21 protein-coding genes are annotated in these 18,847 nt (G+C 33.7%); all 21 read left to right on the top strand.

What is annotated here, in order from left to right:
• Positions 1-736: 736 nt before the first annotated feature.
• The 21 genes from KA814_RS08995 to KA814_RS09095 all read left to right on the top strand — a co-directional run bounded on the left by KA814_RS08995 (position 737) and on the right by KA814_RS09095 (position 18,755).
• Positions 737-2,080, top strand: a complete 1,344-nt coding sequence (locus KA814_RS08995; protein ID WP_070039618.1) for an aminotransferase class I/II-fold pyridoxal phosphate-dependent enzyme — start codon at positions 737-739, stop codon at positions 2,078-2,080.
• Position 2,081: 1 nt separating this feature from the next.
• Positions 2,082-2,699, top strand: coding sequence for a dTMP kinase (gene tmk / locus KA814_RS09000; RefSeq protein ID WP_107360196.1), 618 nt, complete (start codon positions 2,082-2,084; stop codon positions 2,697-2,699).
• Positions 2,700-2,725: 26 nt separating this feature from the next.
• Positions 2,726-3,055, top strand: coding sequence for a cyclic-di-AMP receptor (locus KA814_RS09005; protein ID WP_046206571.1), 330 nt, complete (start codon positions 2,726-2,728; stop codon positions 3,053-3,055).
• A 125-nt stretch (positions 3,056-3,180) separates the two neighbouring features.
• Positions 3,181-4,107 carry a DNA polymerase III subunit delta' C-terminal domain-containing protein gene (locus KA814_RS09010; protein WP_064209943.1) on the top strand — a complete coding sequence of 309 codons (927 nt, stop codon included), beginning with the start codon at positions 3,181-3,183 and terminating at the stop codon, positions 4,105-4,107.
• A gap of 2 nt (positions 4,108-4,109) precedes the next feature.
• Positions 4,110-4,913: a PSP1 domain-containing protein gene (locus KA814_RS09015; RefSeq protein WP_046206569.1), complete on the top strand. Its 804-nt coding sequence runs from the start codon at positions 4,110-4,112 to the stop codon at positions 4,911-4,913.
• A 15-nt stretch (positions 4,914-4,928) separates the two neighbouring features.
• Positions 4,929-5,270, top strand: coding sequence for a DNA replication initiation control protein YabA (gene yabA / locus KA814_RS09020; RefSeq protein WP_046206568.1), 342 nt, complete (start codon positions 4,929-4,931; stop codon positions 5,268-5,270).
• A gap of 109 nt (positions 5,271-5,379) precedes the next feature.
• Positions 5,380-6,105, top strand: a complete 726-nt coding sequence (locus tag KA814_RS09025) for a tRNA1(Val) (adenine(37)-N6)-methyltransferase (RefSeq protein WP_046206567.1) — start codon at positions 5,380-5,382, stop codon at positions 6,103-6,105.
• Entirely contained in the window at positions 6,098-6,346 is a 249-nt protein-coding gene (locus KA814_RS09030) for a GIY-YIG nuclease family protein (RefSeq protein WP_046206566.1), read from the top strand. The genes KA814_RS09025 and KA814_RS09030 overlap by 8 nt, the downstream gene beginning before the upstream one ends.
• Positions 6,347-6,350: 4 nt before the next feature.
• Positions 6,351-7,184, top strand: a complete 834-nt coding sequence (gene rsmI, locus KA814_RS09035) for a 16S rRNA (cytidine(1402)-2'-O)-methyltransferase (protein ID WP_210122724.1) — start codon at positions 6,351-6,353, stop codon at positions 7,182-7,184.
• A 302-nt stretch (positions 7,185-7,486) separates the two neighbouring features.
• Positions 7,487-9,460, top strand: coding sequence for a methionine--tRNA ligase (metG, locus tag KA814_RS09040; RefSeq protein ID WP_203265312.1), 1,974 nt, complete (start codon positions 7,487-7,489; stop codon positions 9,458-9,460).
• Positions 9,461-9,485: 25 nt separating this feature from the next.
• Positions 9,486-10,259, top strand: a complete 774-nt coding sequence (locus KA814_RS09045) for a TatD family hydrolase (protein WP_046206563.1) — start codon at positions 9,486-9,488, stop codon at positions 10,257-10,259.
• Positions 10,260-10,391: 132 nt separating this feature from the next.
• Positions 10,392-10,943, top strand: a complete 552-nt coding sequence (gene rnmV, locus KA814_RS09050; protein ID WP_046206562.1) for a ribonuclease M5 — start codon at positions 10,392-10,394, stop codon at positions 10,941-10,943.
• 6 nt (positions 10,944-10,949) lie between these two features.
• Positions 10,950-11,834: a 16S rRNA (adenine(1518)-N(6)/adenine(1519)-N(6))-dimethyltransferase RsmA gene (rsmA, locus tag KA814_RS09055; RefSeq protein WP_169926878.1), complete on the top strand. Its 885-nt coding sequence runs from the start codon at positions 10,950-10,952 to the stop codon at positions 11,832-11,834.
• A 98-nt stretch (positions 11,835-11,932) separates the two neighbouring features.
• Entirely contained in the window at positions 11,933-12,196 is a 264-nt protein-coding gene (veg, locus tag KA814_RS09060) for a biofilm formation stimulator Veg (RefSeq protein ID WP_019467722.1), read from the top strand.
• Between the two features lie 348 nt (positions 12,197-12,544).
• On the top strand, positions 12,545-13,393 hold the full coding sequence (gene ispE, locus KA814_RS09065; RefSeq protein WP_046206560.1) for a 4-(cytidine 5'-diphospho)-2-C-methyl-D-erythritol kinase: 849 nt from the start codon (positions 12,545-12,547) through the stop codon (positions 13,391-13,393).
• An 18-nt stretch (positions 13,394-13,411) separates the two neighbouring features.
• On the top strand, positions 13,412-14,236 hold the full coding sequence (gene purR / locus KA814_RS09070) for a pur operon repressor (RefSeq protein WP_046206559.1): 825 nt from the start codon (positions 13,412-13,414) through the stop codon (positions 14,234-14,236).
• Positions 14,237-14,253: 17 nt separating this feature from the next.
• A complete protein-coding gene (locus tag KA814_RS09075; RefSeq protein WP_119505717.1) occupies positions 14,254-14,628 on the top strand; it encodes a RidA family protein in 375 nt (124 codons plus the stop codon).
• A gap of 70 nt (positions 14,629-14,698) precedes the next feature.
• A complete protein-coding gene (gene spoVG, locus KA814_RS09080) occupies positions 14,699-15,007 on the top strand; it encodes a septation regulator SpoVG (RefSeq protein ID WP_019467718.1) in 309 nt (102 codons plus the stop codon).
• Between the two features lie 483 nt (positions 15,008-15,490).
• Entirely contained in the window at positions 15,491-16,846 is a 1,356-nt protein-coding gene (gene glmU / locus KA814_RS09085; RefSeq protein ID WP_064209948.1) for a bifunctional UDP-N-acetylglucosamine diphosphorylase/glucosamine-1-phosphate N-acetyltransferase GlmU, read from the top strand.
• Positions 16,847-16,988: 142 nt separating this feature from the next.
• On the top strand, positions 16,989-17,954 hold the full coding sequence (locus KA814_RS09090; protein ID WP_046206556.1) for a ribose-phosphate diphosphokinase: 966 nt from the start codon (positions 16,989-16,991) through the stop codon (positions 17,952-17,954).
• 141 nt (positions 17,955-18,095) lie between these two features.
• A complete protein-coding gene (locus KA814_RS09095; protein ID WP_046206555.1) occupies positions 18,096-18,755 on the top strand; it encodes a 50S ribosomal protein L25/general stress protein Ctc in 660 nt (219 codons plus the stop codon).
• The last annotated feature ends 92 nt before the right edge of the window (positions 18,756-18,847 follow it).

An 18,847-nucleotide genomic window follows, 5' to 3' on the forward strand; every position in this document is an offset into this window, starting at 1 on the left:
GACTTACGTTCCGCAAGAGTAGGACGTTGCCAGTCAAGTAAATAGGATGCGATGAGACAAGACAGAGAGGTCTCTTTTTTTTACATAAAAGGAGCTTAACTTCCCAGTTCGAAGAACTGCAAACTGACAAAAGAAAGCGTTTGAAGCTGACGAAGTAAACGAGAGACGAAACGAGCTTACAAGCGGTAAGTGAGTGAGGAAAGCGTGAAATAGTAAAAGGAATGCATGAGCAAAAACTCATGCATAAGTACCGCTATCTCAATAAATTGAGAGTGGTACTTTACGAGCGCTTGTCTGAAGTCAGGAAAGCTGCTTAGCGCCGAAGGTAGCTGACTTACGTTCCACAAGAGTAGGTAAAGAGGAATACATGAGCTAAAGCTCATGTATAAGTCACACTATTCTAATAACATGTAAATTCATAAGATATATAAGTGTGAAAGGTAAAAATTAAAATTAAGAAGTGTGACTTTACAGGCAATCAAGACCCGAAAGGGTCTTTTTTGCATAAAAAGAATTTTAACAGAATGAGTTAAGTTCATGTATCAATATCATTAATTCATAAAGGCGTGATACTTTAAAACTATGGTTTTTAAGTGCACGCATTTTTTTATATTATTATGTTAAAATGTAGAAGATTACAACGTTATACTGTTTTATAAGGTAATGTTAATTTTATTATTTATATAGTGGAATTGTAATGAAACAAGAAATATTGAATTGAAAAGCGAGGATAAGCATGAGCAAATCGTTGTTACATAAATTGAAAGGACTATTAGCTGAAGAACCTATTTCATTACATGTACCTGGACATAAAAATATGACTATTGGGTACTTGAATCAATTGGATTTTAAAATGGATATGACAGAAATTACAGGACTTGATGACTTACATTCTCCTGAGTCAGTAATAGCTGAAAGCATGAAGAATGTTGACAAACACCCTGATTATGATGCTTATTATTTAGTGAATGGTACTACTTCAGGAATATTGTCAGTGATTCAAGCGTTTTCTTCAAAAAATGGTGAATATGCGATAGCGCGCAATGTACATAAGTCTGTATTTCATGCATTAGATTTAATAAAGGCAAAGGCACAATTATTAAAAATGGATATCAGTGACGCTACGAATCAATATCTAGGGCCTGACAAAACGTCATTATATGATCAAGTGAAAGATAGTAAACTAGCAGTGTTTACTTATCCTAATTATTATGGTGAATGTTTTGATATAAAAACTGTTACAGAACTTTTAAAAACTTTGAAAATACCAATGCTAATCGATGAAGCTCATGGTGCACATCTAGGATTTGAACATTTTCCAGAAACGGCATTGAACATGGGCGCGGATTATGTTGTGCAGTCATATCATAAAACACTGCCATCGCTAACGATGAGTTCAGTGATATTTATTCATAAAAAGGCACCTTGTCGAGAAGCAGTCATAAGATATTTATCCTATTTTCAATCTTCTAGTCCATCATATTTATTAATGAGTAGCCTAGAACTGGCACAAAAATTTTATGACGACTATCATAGCGAATACTTTTTTCAAAAGAGAGAACAATTGGTTCAACAATTGGAAAACAAAGGGTTCGAAATTGTTGAGGTTGATGACCCACTAAAACTAAATGTAAGATGTAGAGGGTATCATGGTTACGAATTACAATCATACTTTGAAGCACACCATATTTATGTTGAATTGGCTGATGACTTTCAAGTGTTAATGGTCTTGCCGTTGTGGCATGAAGGTGATCAATTCCCGTTTGATGAATTACTATCAAGGATTGAAAAGGTTCAATTAGTAGAAAGACAGCACGATATAAATGTCAGCGTACCGTATAGAACGGGGAGTAGTATGTATTATGGTGGCGAAATACATAATGTGCGGAAAATAGACATTAAATATGCAGAAAATAAAATATTAGCTAATCACATTGTGCCGTATCCTCCTGGTATTCCAATAATGTTTAAAGGAGAAAAAATCACAGAAGATATGGTAAAATTAATGAATTATTGGTGTGAACAGCAACAAAGAGTAGAAGGAATAAAAAATTTTAAAATAGAAATTAAGGATGAATAAGATGTCAGCTTTTATAACTTTTGAGGGGCCAGAAGGTTCTGGAAAAACAACTGTAATACAACAAGTTGCAGAAAAACTCAAACATGAGTATAATATCGTACTTACAAGAGAGCCAGGAGGCGTGAAGACAGGAGAGCAAATAAGAGAAGTATTGTTAGAGGGAGAAGATATGGATGACCGTACTGAAGCATTATTATTTGCTGCATCAAGACGGGAACACCTCGTAGGTAAAGTTATTCCAGCATTAGATAATGATCATATTGTTCTATGTGATCGTTATATTGATAGTTCATTAGCATATCAAGGGTATGCAAGGGGTATAGGTATAGAAGAAGTTAAATCTATTAATGAATTTGCTATTAATGGATTATATCCAGACTTAACAATCTATCTAGATGTTAGTGTCGAAGTTGGTAGAGAGCGAATACTAAAAAATCAAAGAAATCAAAATCGATTAGATCAAGAAGATGTAAAATTTCATGAAAAAGTAGTTGAAGGTTATAAAAAGATTATTCATAATGAGTCTGAGCGCTTTATTGTAATTAATGCGGATCAAAGTATAGATAAAGTAGTGGATGCTACGTATGAATCTATCACCAATTATTTAGAAAAATTATGATATAATATTCAAAAGAGGTGTTTAGTATGAAAATGATTATAGCAATCGTACAAGATCAGGATAGTCAGGAACTTTCAGACAAACTTGTTAAACATAATTTTAGAGCGACAAAACTTGCAACAACAGGTGGATTTTTAAGAGCGGGCAATACAACTTTCTTATCAGGTGTAGAAGATAATCGTGTCGATGAAATGCTACAGGTTATTAATGATACTTGTGGAAATAGAGAACAACTTGTATCGCCGATTACCCCGATGGGTGGAAGTGCTGATTCATATATACCTTATCCAGTTGAAGTGGAAGTTGGCGGAGCAACGGTATTTGTTATGCCAGTAGAAGCTTTCCATCAATTCTAAAAACATGGTTGCTGTATATGGTAACTTTTCGACTTACATGTTGCTATTTGATTAGTTAATGCTAAATGTAATTCGTAAAGGCACTATGTATTAGCAGCCTTTTTATATAAAGGAGCAACATTAACATGGATGAACTAGAAAGACTGACAAAAGCATATCAATCTAATAAATTATCGCATGCATATTTATTTGAAGGTGACGATGGACAGACAATGCAACAAGTTGCGATTGATTTTTCTAAAATGATTTTATGTGGTGGAGAGGATCAATGTCAGTTAAAAGTAGAAACATTTAATCATCCAGATTTTATGTATGTGTCTTCTGAGGAAACAACAATTAAAAAAGATCAAATAGAGCAATTAGTGCATCATATGAATCAATTACCTATTGAAGGAAATTATAAAGTCTATATTATAGAATCCTTTGAAAAATTAACCATTCAAGGTGAAAATAGTATACTAAAATTTCTTGAAGAGCCTCCAGATAATACCATTGCCATTTTATTAACTACAAAACCAGAGCAAATTTTAGATACGATACACTCAAGATGCCAACATGTTTATTTTAAACCAATTAATAAATTGAATTTTATAGATAGATTAGTTGAGCGAGAAATCACTCGACCTGTTGCGGAATTGTTAAGTGCCTATACAACACAGATAGAGACTGCAGTTGCGTTAAACGAAGACTCAGATTTAATGGCTTTGCGCAAAAGTATCATCAAATGGTGTCAGTTAATATTAAAAAACCGTTCAATGGCATTAATAGCAGTTGTCGATTTATTAAAACAAGCTAAAAACAGACGTTTACAGTTATTGTCGTTGGCAGCAGTTAACAGTTTCTTTGAAGATATTATGCATGCTAAAGTAGGATTAGAAGAAGCAATGATATTCCAAGATTTACAGGTTGAAATTAAACAATACGCACAAGATTTATCATATAATCAGATTGTTTTAATGTTTGATCAGTTAACAGAAGCACATAAAAAATTAAATCAAAATGTAAATCCAACATTAGTATTTGAACAAATCGTCATAAAAGGGGTGAAATAATTATGCAAAATGTAGTAGGCATACACTTTCAACACTCAGGCAAAATGGAATATTATGCACCGCAAAATTTTGACTTAGGCTTGGGCGACTGGGTTGTCGTCGAATCAAAGCGAGGATTAGAAGTTGGACGAGTGAAGTATGAACCATTAAATGTAGCTGATGAAGATGTAGCGTTGCCATTAAAACAGATTGTTCGTAAGGCTACTGAAAAAGATATTATGCAATATGAACAAAATGAATATGATGCTAAAGATGCTTTGAATTTGTGCAAAGATATCATTCAACAACAGGATTTAGATATGCGCCTAGTGAATTGTGAATTTACTTTAGATAAATCGAAAGTTATTTTTAATTTCACATCAGATGAGCGTGTAGATTTTAGAAAGTTAGTGAAGGTTTTAGCTCAAAAGCTGAGAACAAGAATAGAATTAAGACAAATTGGCGTTAGAGATGAAGCGAAATTATTAGGGGGCATTGGACCTTGTGGTCGCTCGTTATGTTGCTCTACTTTTTTAGGGGATTTTGAACCAGTTTCGATAAAGATGGCTAAAGATCAGAATTTATCGCTAAATCCTTCAAAGATTTCTGGTGCTTGTGGCCGTCTTATGTGCTGTTTAAAATATGAAAATGATTATTATGAAGAAGCGAGAGCTCAGTTACCAGATGTTGGAGATGTCATTGAAACACCAGAAGGTAATGGTAAAGTTGTGGGCTTGAATATTTTAGATATCTCTATGCAAGTTAAAGTAGAGGGTCTTGAGCAACCATTAGAATATAAAATGGAAGAATTAGAAACATTAAAGTAGGAGGCCGTGACAACATTGAATCGAAGCGACATATTTGAAAATCTAGCTCATTTAGAGGAAAACATTAATCAAATTAATCGTGACATGTTAAATTTAAAAAATCTTACAGTAGAATTAATTGAAGAAAATGTCGCCTTACAAATCGAAAATGAGAATTTAAAAACATTAATAGATAAAGAAGAAAAAACTAAGAAAATAGAAAACGGTAAAAAAGATCAACCTAAACGCCCATTACGTAGCAAAGATAATTTAGCAATGTTATATAAAGAAGGTTTTCATATATGCAACGGAGAGCTATTTGGGAAACATAGAAAAGGCGACGACTGTTTGTTTTGTCTTGAAGTACTAAGTGAATAGTATCAATGTTTTTCATACAAATAAAAAATATGGAGTTGAGGATGAGAAAAGCGATAGGCTTCATTAGCGAAGCATCGTAGGCTCATCCTCTTTTTTGGAGGTTACAAAAATGTTATTGCAAAATGAAAGGTATGATTTTTTACTAAAAGAGAAATTAGAAATTATACAAAATGATGATGTCTTTTCATTTTCAACGGATGCTTTGTTACTCGCACATTTTACAAAAATAAAGAAAAAGGACGTTATTATGGATTTATGTTCCGGTAATGGCGTTATTCCTTTACTGTTATCTCATAAAGGTAATCAGTTTATTGAAGGTATCGAAATACAAGAACAATTAGTGCACATGGCGAAAAGAAGTATTGTTCATAATCATCTAACCGATAGAATTCATATGTATCATATGGATTTGAAGCAAGCACATCATACGTTTAAACCAGCACAGTATAGTCTTGTTACATGCAATCCGCCTTATTTTAAAGTCAATCAACAATTTCAACATCAAAAAGATGCACATAAAATAGCTAGACATGAGATAATGTGTACATTGGATGATTGTTGTTTTGAAGCACGACACTTATTGAAAGAAGGCGGAAGATTTTTAATTGTGCATCGTGCTGACCGTCTTATGGATGTCTTAAGCAGTATGAGACATTATCGCATAGAACCTAAAAAGCTTTATTTTATTTATAGTAAGCCGGGTAAAGTAGCACAAACAATTGTAGTTGAAGGACGAAAAGGTGGTAACCAAGGGTTAGACATACAGCAACCATTCTATATTTATAATGAAGATGGAACATATTCAGAAGAAATGAGAGAAATCTATTATGGATAAGCATTATATATATATCGTTAGATGTAAAGATGGAAGTTTATATACAGGTTATGCAAAAGATATAGAACAAAGAATAGCAAAACATAATAGCGGTCAAGGTGCTAAATATACTAAAATAAGACGGCCGGTAGAGTTAGTTTATCAAGAAATGTTTAATACTAAATCAGAAGCTTTGAAGCGGGAATATGAAATCAAAACATTTACCAGAGAGAAAAAATTACAGTTGATAAGTGAGGGGTAGAAGTATGGCGATATTGTATTTAGTAGGCACACCGATTGGAAATTTATCTGATATTACATATAGAGCAGTTGATATATTACGTACAGTAGACTTGATTGCATGTGAAGATACACGAGTGACAAAAAAGCTTTGTGCACATTATGATATACATGCACCGTTGAAATCCTATCACGACCATAATAAAGCGCAGCAGACAGAATATTTAATCCAACAATTACAGGAAGGGATTGATATTGTGTTAGTGTCAGATGCTGGCCTACCTTTGATAAGTGATCCTGGATACGAACTTGTTGTAGCTGCAAGAAATAATGGAATCAGAGTTGAGACTGTACCGGGACCAAATGCTGGCTTGACTGCATTAATGGCAAGTGGATTACCTTCTTTTACATACACATTTCTTGGATTTTTACCAAGGAAAGAAAAGGCAAAATATGATTTGTTAGAACAACGCATGTTTCAAGATAGTACATTGATTATTTATGAATCACCGCACCGTGTTAAAGATACATTAAAGGCAATTTATAAAATAGATGCGCAACGAAATGTGTCAATAGGTAGGGAATTAACAAAAAAATTCGAAGAAATTATCACGGACAAAGTTGAAAAATTACTAATGAAACTAGATGAAGGCGACATACTTACAAAAGGTGAATTTGTCATCATTATTGAAGGGGACATTGCAATAGAAGATACCTCTTGGTTTGAAGATATGTCGATACATGAACACGTTGAGCACTACATTAATAAAAATATGAAACCTAAAGCAGCGATTAAACAAGTTGCTGAAGAAAGACAAATGAAGACAAGTGAAGTATATGATATATATCACAATGTATAAAATTAGACTAACAAATCTCAGCGTTAAAAAGAAAATAGAAGAATAGATTTTTTGAAATTTTATCAATAAAATCAAGTGAAAAATTCCCATAACAAGCTTGATTTATGGTAATGTAGATAAGATAGAGAGTATTTATCGTGTTGTAAAATGAGTGGAAATAGACGAGGGACAAATACTTAATTTTATACTACATCAAACGTATTAAAATGATTAATAAATATAAAATGAACACTTATCTGCTTCATTGAAAATAAAAATAAATTTAGATATATTTAAAGTGAGAGAAACGAGGAGGAACATTGATGGCGAAAGAAACATTTTATATCACTACACCTATATATTATCCGAGTGGGAATTTACATATCGGTCATGCATATACAACTACAGCTGGTGATGTCATCGCACGTTATAAAAGAATGCAAGGCTATGATGTTCGATATTTAACAGGAACGGATGAACATGGTCAAAAAATACAAGAAAAAGCGCAAAAAGCAGGGAAATCAGAATTGGATTATTTAGATGAAATGATTTCAGGCATCAAAGCGTTATGGAAAAAATTAGAGATATCCAATGATGACTTTATTCGTACAACAGAAGCACGTCACAAAGAAGTTGTACAACAAATATTTGAACGCTTATTGGCGCAAGGTGACATATATCTTGGTGAATACGAGGGTTGGTATTCTGTACCGGATGAAACGTATTATACTGAAACACAACTTGTTGATCCTGTATATGAGAACGGTGCAATTGTCGGAGGTAAAAGCCCTGATTCTGGACACGAAGTAGAATTGGTAAAAGAAGAAAGCTATTTCTTTAATTTATCTAAATATACTGATCGCTTATTAGAATTTTATGATGAAAATCCTGATTTTATTCAACCACCATCTCGTAAAAATGAGATGATTAATAATTTCATCAAACCAGGATTAGAAGATTTAGCAGTATCTCGTACATCGTTCGATTGGGGAATCCATGTTCAATCGAATCCGAAACATGTGGTTTATGTATGGATTGATGCACTAGTAAACTATATTTCATCACTTGGCTACTTATCAGATGATGATAGCTTGTTTAAAAAATATTGGCCTGCAGACATTCATATTATGGCGAAAGAAATTGTTAGATTCCATTCTATCATTTGGCCGATTTTATTGATGGCTTTAGACATTCCATTACCTAAAAAGGTCTTTGCTCATGGATGGATTTTAATGAAAGATGGCAAGATGAGTAAATCAAAAGGAAACGTAGTAGATCCTAATGTGTTGATTGATCGTTATGGCTTAGATGCAACACGCTATTATTTAATGCGTGAGTTACCATTTGGTTCTGATGGTGTATTTACGCCAGAAGGATTCGTAGAACGCACAAATTATGATTTGGCGAATGATTTAGGTAACCTAGTTAACCGTACCATTTCAATGGTTAATAAATACTTTAATGGCGAACTACCAGCTTATGAAGGTCCTAAGCACGAACTCGATGAAGAAATGGAACAATTGGCGCTTGATACTGTGAAAACATTCCATGAAAATATGGATAATTTGCAATTCTCAGTAGCGCTTTCAACAATATGGAAATTTATAAGTAGAACGAATAAATATATTGATGAAACGACGCCTTGGATTCTAGCGAAAGATGAGAACCAGAAAGAAATGCTCGGCAATGTTATGGCTCATTTAGTAGAAAATATTCGTATCATTGCAGTGTTATTAAGACCATTCTTAACAAATGCACCAAGACAAATTTTTGAACAGCTAAATATCAATTCACCTGAATTATATGAATTTAGCAGTATTAAACAATATGGTGCATTAACCGAGCCAATTATGGTAAGTAGTAAGCCAAAACCTATTTTCCCACGCTTAGAAAGTGATGCTGAAATAGAATATATTAAGCAATCTATGCAATCAGATAAGGTGGAAGAAGCGAAAGCAGAAATACCTAGTAAATCACAAATTGATATCAAAGATTTTGATAAAGTAGAAATCAAAGCAGCAACGATTATTGATGCTGAGAATGTAAAAAAATCTGACAAATTATTAAAAATCCAAGTTGATTTAGATAATGAACAACGTCAAATTGTTTCAGGTATTGCCAAGTTCTATCAACCCGAAGATATTATCGGCAAAAAAGTTGCGGTAGTTACCAACTTGAAGCCAGCTAAATTAATGGGACGAAAATCAGAAGGTATGATTTTATCTGCTGAAAAAGATGGTGTACTTACACTGGTAAGTCTTCCGAATGCAATTCCAAATGGTGCAGTAATTAAGTAATCATAGATAAAGGGAGCGATTTAATATGCTAATCGATACACATGTTCATTTAAATGCAGAACAATACGATGAAGATTTAGAAGCGGTTATTGAGCGTGCAAGAGATAATGGCGTAGATCGTATGTTTGTAGTAGGCTTTGATACACCAACCGTTGAACGTACGATGGAGTTAATAGATCAATATGACTTTATATACGGTATTATTGGATGGCACCCTGTAGATGCTATTGATTGCACAGAAGAAAGATTGGCATGGATAGAAAAGTTGGCAGCACATCCTAAAGTTATTGGAATTGGTGAAACTGGCTTAGATTATCATTGGGATAAGTCTCCAAAAGATGTCCAACAAGCCCTTTTTAGAAAGCAAATTGCACTAGCTAAGCGTGTGAATCTACCAATTATTATTCATAATAGAGAGGCGACACAAGACTGTGTGGATATTTTAAAAGAAGAGCATGCAGAAGAAATCGGCGGTATTATGCATAGTTTTAGTGCTTCTCCTGAGATTGCTGACGATGTCATTAATAAATTGAATTTCTATGTATCATTAGGAGGCCCTGTTACATTTAAAAATGCAAAACAGCCTAAAGAAGTTGCTAAACATGTACCATTCGATAGATTATTAGTTGAAACAGATGCACCGTTCCTATCGCCACATCCTTATAGAGGGAAGCGAAATGAACCAGCACGTGTAACTTTAGTAGCTGAGCAAATTGCTGAGTTACGTGAAGTTAGCTATGAAGACGTTTGTCGTCAAACGACTGAGAACGCTGAACGTTTGTTTAAATTAAAAGCATAAAGATATTATTTTAAAGGTATCGGTCTGAAATATGGCTTAGTTGGTCTAGTGAATACTAAGAGTAACCATAATTTATGCCGATACCTTTTTAATTTTTCTAAAATGAAGTAAAAACGAAAGGTGTCACAATAAATGAAGATAAATGAATTTATTGTAGTAGAGGGCAGAGATGATACAGAGCGGGTCAAAAGCGCTGTGGATTGCGACACAATTGAAACAAATGGAAGTGCAATTGACGAAAAAACTTTAAATGTGATTGCACAAGCATATGAAACTCGAGGTGTCATTGTTCTAACAGACCCTGATTTCCCAGGTGATAAAATTCGTAATACGATAAAAAAATATATTCCAGGGGTTAAACACGCTTATATTGATCGAGAAAAAGCTAAAAGTAAACGTGGTAAAATAGGTGTCGAACATGCGAAAATTGAAGACATAAAAGAAGCTTTGATTTATGTAAGTACACCATTCGAAGAGGGTCATGAAAGTATCAGTAAGGAAGTTCTGATTGATCTTGGATTAATAATTGGTAAAGACGCGCGTAGAAAAAGAGAAATTTTAGGAAGAAAACTTCATATCGGTCATTCTAACGGCAAACAACTACTTAACAAGTTAAATGCTTTTGGTTATACAGAAGAAGATGTTAGAAATGCCTTGAAAGATAATAAAGGAAGTGAAAAATAATTGGATATGAAAGATATTGCCACACCATCGCGAACAAAGGCACTTTTAAATCATTATGGTTTTAGTTTCAAAAAAAGTTTAGGACAAAACTTTTTAATCGATGTCAACATTATTCATAATATTATTGATGCCAGTCACATAGATGAACGAACAGGTGTTATTGAAGTAGGACCGGGCATGGGATCATTGACAGAACAATTAGCTAAAAGTGCAAAAAAAGTGATTGCATTTGAAATTGATCAACGCTTAATACCAGTATTGAATGAAACAATGGCACCATATAACAATGTTACAGTAATCAATGAAGATATATTGAAAGCGGATATTGCGCATTATGTGACACATGAACTAGCAGATTGTGACCAAATTTTAGTTGTTGCTAACTTACCATATTATATAACTACACCTATTTTATTAAACTTAATGCAACAAAAATTACCGATTGATGGTTATGTGGTTATGATGCAAAAAGAAGTTGGTGAGCGATTAAACGCCGAAGTAGGCACGAAAGCTTATGGCTCCCTTTCTATAGTCGCACAGTTTTATACAGAAACGAGCAAAGTGCTGACTGTGCCCAAAACGGTATTTTTACCACCACCAAACGTAGATTCAATCGTTGTGAAATTAATGAAACGTGATCAACCACTTGTCGATGTAGACGATGAAGATAAGTTTTTCAAAATGTCAAAAGCCGCATTCGGACAAAGAAGAAAAACCATTAACAATAATTATCAAAGTTTGTTTGTGGATGGAAAAGCAAATAAAGAAATCATTGTGAATTGGTTGGAAGCCAGTGGCATTAACCCTAAAAGACGGGGAGAAACACTTTCTATAAAAGAATTTGCAAAATTATATAATGAATTGAAAAATTTCCCAGAATTAGCATTTTAAATGATTGACAACTGCGTTTCACCTTGCTAAAATTGATGTTTGTTTGACAAAATCGCGCTAAATGTGTTATTATACAACTTGTAGCGAGGTGGAGCAATATGCCAAAATCTATTGGAGACATCAAAAATTCACTTGATTGTCAATTAGGAAACCGTATTGTACTGAAAGCGAATGGTGGTCGTAAAAAAACAATTGAGCGTAGCGGTGTTTTAAAAGAAACGTACCCATCCGTTTTTATTGTTGAACTAGACCAAGATATTCATAATTTTGAGCGTGTATCATATACATACACTGACGTTTTAACAGAAAACGTACAAGTTTCTTTTGAAGATGATAATCATCAAGAAGCAATTGCACACTAAATAGCAGTAATATAAATTGAAATTTTGGTTAAAGCAACCATATTTTTATTTAAGACATTAATAATGAGATTGATTAGTAAAAGGTATGTTGGTGAATAATCATCAATATACCTTTTTCTTTTTGAAATAATATAAAGCGCATCAGAATTAAGGAGATATAGTTTTGTTACGTCAAAATATTAATGTAAAATAAGGAATTAACCGCTTATTTTATATGTCAGATTAATTTAAGTCATAAGTAAGGTAAATTGGATAAATAACTTATAAATTTTAAAAAAAGAATAACGCAAGTATAACAATATGTTAAAATCATTTTATTACCATATCGAATTGAAAGAGGGTGGGAATATGATTTATGAGACTGCGCCAGCAAAAATAAATTTAACGTTGGACACACTCTTCAAACGAGATGATGGTTTTCATGAAGTTGAAATGATTATGACAACGATTGATCTTAATGATCGTTTATCTTTTGAACTGCGAAAAGATAAAAAAATAGTTGTAGACGTAGAGCAAAGTTATGTTCCCTCCGATAATAAAAATTTGGCCTACAAAGCAGCAGCGTTAATGAAAGAAACTTATAATTTACAGCAAGGTGTGACGATTACGATAGATAAAGATATCCCAGTTTCAGCTGGCCTTGCAGGTGGATCGACAGACGCCGCTGCAACATTGAGAGGAATGAATCGACTATATAAGTTAAATAGACCTTTAGAAGAACTATGTGAGTTAGGAATACAAATAGGCACTGATATTCCTTTTTGTATATATGGGAAAACTGCTTTTTGTAGAGGAAAAGGTGAGTTAATTGGGTTTATGAACAAACCACCGTCGGCATGGGTTATTGTTGCCAAGCCAGATATAGGCATTTCCTCCCCAGATATTTTTAAAAAGCTAGATTTAACTCAAGAACATGAGGTTTATACTGAAACTTGTAAAGAAGCATTGGATACAGGGAATTATGAATTATTATGTAATAGTCTTTCAAACAGATTGGAACCTATCTCTGGAGAAATGTATTCAGAAATCTATAAAATTAAAGAAAATATGCTTGAAAATGGAGCAGATGGTGCTGTAATGAGTGGGAGTGGTCCAACCGTATATGGATTAACGCAAAAAGAACGACAAGCCAGGCATGTATATAATGCAGTCAATGGTTGTTGTAATGAAGTCTATATTGCAAGATTATTAGGTTAGTGAGAAGGGATGAAGAAAATGCGCTATAAAAGAAGTGAACGTATTGTTTTTATGACACAATACTTGATGAATAACCCCAATAAATTAATACCTTTAACGTTTTTTGTACAAAAATTTAAGCAAGCAAAATCATCCATCAGTGAAGATGTACAAATTATTAAGTCTACTTTTCAAAAAGAAAAGTTGGGCACAGTAATAACGACCGCTGGAGCTAGTGGTGGCGTTACATATAAGCCACAGATGAGTAAAGCAGAAGCAAGTGAAGTCGTAGATGAAGTTATCGAACTTCTGCAAGAAAAAGATAGACTGTTACCAGGTGGTTATTTATTCTTATCAGATTTAATGGGGAACCCAACTTTATTGAATAAGGTGGGGAAATTAATTGCAACGCTTTATATGGATCAAGAGTTAGATGCGGTTGTAACTATTGCTACAAAAGGTATCTCATTAGCCAATGCAGTAGCTAATGTATTGAATTTACCAGTGGTAGTGATAAGGAAAGATAATAAAGTAACCGAAGGCTCTACGGTTTCGATAAATTATGTATCAGGTTCTACTAGAAAGATAGAAACGATGGTATTATCTAAGCGTACATTACCAGAAAACTCTAATGTCCTCGTTGTGGATGATTTTATGCGTGCAGGTGGTTCTATTAACGGTGTAATGAATTTAATGAATGAGTTTAAAGCACATGTTAAAGGGGTATCCGTATTAGTAGAATCAAAAGAAGTTAAGCAAAGATTAATTGAAGATTATACTTCCTTAGTTAGATTGTCTGATGTAGATGAATACAATCAGGAATTTAAAGTGGAAAATGGCAACAGTTTAACTAAATTTACTTAAAGGAGCGGATCAACATCATGAAAGTAGTCAACACATCAAAAGCACCGGAAGCATTGGGGCCATACTCACATGCAACGGTCATTAACGGACTTGTGTTTACATCAGGACAAATCCCATTAAATTTAGATGGTGAAATTGTTAGTGATGATGTGAAAGCACAAACGAAACAAGTCTTAGAAAATGTAAAAGTTGTATTAGATGAAGCTGGATCGGATATAGATTCAGTAATCAAAGCAACAATATTCATTGCTGATATGAATGAATTTCAAAATATAAATGAAGTTTATGGTGAATATTTTGCGAAACATCAACCGACAAGAAGTTGTGTCGAAGTCGCAAGATTACCTAAAGATGTAAAAGTTGAAATTGAAGTAATCGCAGAAGTGAAGTAATTTAAGGGATTTATAATTTTTGATGAAATTGTTAAGCTTCTAACAAAGAGATACTAGGGGGGCTCACTACATGAAAGTGACAGATGTAAGACTTAGAAAAATACAAACAGATGGAAGAATGAAAGCTTTAGTTTCAATAACTCTAGATGAATCATTTGTAGTACATGATTTAAGAGTGATTGAAGGCAACTCAGGTCTATTCGTCGCAATGCCAAGTAAAAGAACACCAGATGGTGAATTTCGTGATATCGCGCATCCAATTAATTCAGAAATGAGACAAGAAATTCAAGATGCGGTTATGAAAGTTTATGACGAAACGGATGAAGTTATCCCTGATAAGAATGCTCAATCATCAGAAGAAACAAATGATGAAGCTTAATATAAAAGATGAATCAAATTAAAAAGGGCTTGGGACATAGATCTCAATCTTAATATAAAAAAGACCAATTCGTATGCTAACGGATTGGTCTTTTTGTGTCTTACTCAAAAATAAGAATATAAAGAATTGAAATAAATTATTATAATGAAAAGGTGACAAAAATATATTTTTTTGTTTTCAAATAAATCAAAAACTATTCTAAATAATTACAAGTTATTTTAATAATTGAAAAACTGACATTTAAATTAGTAACGGTGTGACATCTAAAATATATAATTTTTCACAAAGTATGAAATCAGTTTGTGAAAAACATTTTGTGATGATTTGTGTCAGTCAAAGATGACAATTATGAATATGTGAAGTTGATAGAAAATAACTTGAATTGTTTCCATTGTATAACATTAGGGTTTTGAGCCTTGAAAGTGGTACTAGCGTTAAATTATAATAATATAGAAGTGTATAATTTAATGGAGGGTTACACACATGCAAAGACATGCAATAGTACTTGCAGCTGGAAAAGGTACACGTATGAAATCTAAGAAATACAAAGTACTACATGAGGTTGCGGGCAAATCAATGATTGAACATGTCGTTGATAACGTTAAACAATCTGGAGTAGAAAATCTTGTGACCATTGTTGGCCACGGTGCAGAAAGCGTGAAAGAAACGTTAGGAGATACATCATTATATAGTTTCCAAGACGAACAACTCGGTACTGCACATGCTGTTGAAATGGCAAGTGAGCACTTGAAAGACGAACAAGGTACAACATTAGTGGTTTGTGGTGATACGCCATTAATAACTGGAGAGACACTTAAATCATTATTAGAACATCATGAGCGCAATCAAGCTGATGCAACAGTTTTATCAGCGACGACGAGTAATCCATATGGTTATGGTCGTATTGTGAGAGATGGCAATGATCATTTAGTTAAGATTGTAGAGCAGAAAGATGCAACAGCAGATGAACAACAAATCAATGAAATTAGCTCAGGTATTTTTGCATTTGATAATAAATTACTTTTTGAAAAATTGAAATTGGTAAAAAATGATAATGTCCAAGCTGAATATTATTTACCTGACGTTTTATCTCTTATTTTACAAGCACAAGGAACGGTTGAAATATATCGTACAGATAATTTTGAAGAAATTATGGGTGTCAACGATCGTCTAATGTTAAGTGAGGCAGAGGCAGCTTATAGAAAACGTATCAATGACTTCCATATGAGAAACGGTGTAACACTTATCGATCCTGCTACTACATATATAGGTGCAGATGTAAAAATCGCCATGGATGTTACAATTGAAGCAAATGTGAAATTAGCTGGTAGTTGTGAAATTGGCGAAGATACCATTGTTGGCCAAAACACAGAAATTCTTAATAGTAAAATAGGTTCAAACGTTACAATTAAGCAATCGGTGATTAACGAATCAGTTGTAGGTGACAATACTACAATTGGACCGTTTGCTCAATTACGTCCTGGGGCAGACTTAGGTGAAAATGTTAAAGTTGGAAACTTTGTAGAAGTTAAGAAATCAGTCGTGAAAACAGGTGCTAAATTACCGCATTTAAGTTATATTGGTGATGCAGAAATTGGTGAACGTACGAATGTAGGTTGTGGTTCTATCACAGTAAACTATGATGGTAAGCATAAATCAAAAACAATCATCGGCAATGATTCATTTATAGGTTGTAACACCAACTTAGTAGCACCAGTTACTTTAGGTGATAGATCATTTATAGCTGCAGGTTCTACCATTACTGATAACGTGCCACATGATAGTTTAGCATTAGCAAGAGCGAGACAAACAACTAAAGAAGGTTATTTGAAAAAATAGACACGATTAGATTATGATTCTAATCACATAAATATAATGTAGATCTAAGTAAGACCTCAATCGACATTTTGTAGATTAATGAAATAAATATAACTTTGTCTATGAACGAAACTAATTGAATGAATTAATTGGAGGACTATAAATGTTAAACAATGAGTATAAGAATTCTGCTTTGAAAATATTCTCTTTAAAAGGTAATGAGCCCTTAGCCCAAGAAGTAGCAGATAATGTTGGAATCGAGCTAGGAAAATGTTCTGTAAAACGTTTTAGCGATGGAGAAATTCAAATTAATATTGAAGAAAGTATTCGTGGTTGTGACGTATTTATTATTCAACCTACTTCTAATCCAGTAAACTTACATTTAATGGAATTATTAATTATGATTGATGCTTGCAAACGTGCTTCAGCAGCCAATATTAATATCGTAGTGCCATACTATGGGTACGCACGTCAAGATAGAAAAGCGCGCAGCCGTGAACCAATCACAGCAAAATTAGTTGCAAACTTAATCGAAACTGCTGGCGCAGATCGCATGATTGCCTTAGATTTGCATGCACCACAAATCCAAGGGTTCTTCAATATGCCAATAGATCACTTGATGGGTGTTCCGATTTTAGCAGAATACTTCCAAAATGATACAGACATTGACCCAGAGGAATGTGTTGTAGTTTCTCCAGACCACGGTGGTGTAACGAGAGCACGCAAACTTGCAGATATTCTTAAAACACCAATTGCAATCATAGATAAACGACGTCCTAAACCTAATGTGGCTGAAGTAATGAATATTGTTGGTGAAATTGAAGGTCGCACAGCGATAATTATCGACGATATCATCGATACAGCCGGTACGATTACATTAGCAGCTCAAGCGCTCAAAGATAAAGGAGCAAAAGATGTTTATGCATGTTGTACACACCCTGTCTTATCAGGCCCAGCTAAAGAACGTATTGAAAATTCAGCGATTAAAGAGCTAGTCGTTACAAATTCAATTCAATTAGATGAAAATCGTAAACCAGCCAATACTAAAGAACTGTCAGTTGCAGGTTTATTAGCACAAGCTATTGTGCGCGTATATGAAAGAGAATCTGTTAGTGTACTATTTGACTAATTAATGCAATAGTTGTATAATTATTCCGTTCGTGATTTCAATTCACGATTAAATAAACACTTGCAAGCAACATTATGTTGATGGGCAAGTGAGGGGTTCTTATTATGATAATAAGAACAAAAAATGAAAGGTGGAAATAATATGGCTTCATTAAAGTCAATTATTCGTCAAGGTAAACAAACACGTTCAGACCTTAAAACACTAAGAAAAATTGGTAAAGTACCTGCAATCGTCTATGGTTATGGTACAAAAAATACTTCAGTAAAAGTTGATGAAGTAGAATTTATCAAAGTGATTCGTGAAGTTGGACGTAACGGTGTTATCGAATTAGGCGTAGGTTCTAAAACAATTAAAGTAATGGTTTCAGACTATCAATTCGATCCACTTAAAAACCAAATTACTCACATTGACTTCTTAGCGATCAATATGAGTGAAGAACGTACAGTTGAAGTACCAGTTCAACTTACTGGTGAAGCAGTAGGAGCTAAAGAAGGTGGCGTTGTTGAACAACCATTATTCGACCTTGAAGTAACTGCAACACCGGATAATATCCCTGAATCTATCGAAATTGACATCAGCGAATTAGATGTTAACGATAGCTATTCAGTGGCAGACATTAAAGTTTCAGGTGATTTCACAATTGAAAATGACCCTGAAGAGTCTGTAGTAACAGTAGTTCCTCCAACTGAAGAACCTACTGAAGAAGAAATCGAAGCTATGGAAGGCGAATCAGAAACTGAAGAGCCTGAAGTTGTTGGTGAAGATAAAGAAGACGACGAAGAAGAAAAAGAAGAAGAGTAATTTCTTCGATTCCTTTTTCAAACACGCGATTTCAATAAGAAAAATGATTTTAAAAAGCACCATGCTTAATTCGTTAAGCTGGTGTTTTTTTA

This window comes from Staphylococcus sp. GDY8P196P, from assembly GCF_017891705.1.
GTDB classification, from domain to species: Bacteria; Bacillota; Bacilli; order Staphylococcales; family Staphylococcaceae; genus Staphylococcus; species Staphylococcus ureilyticus.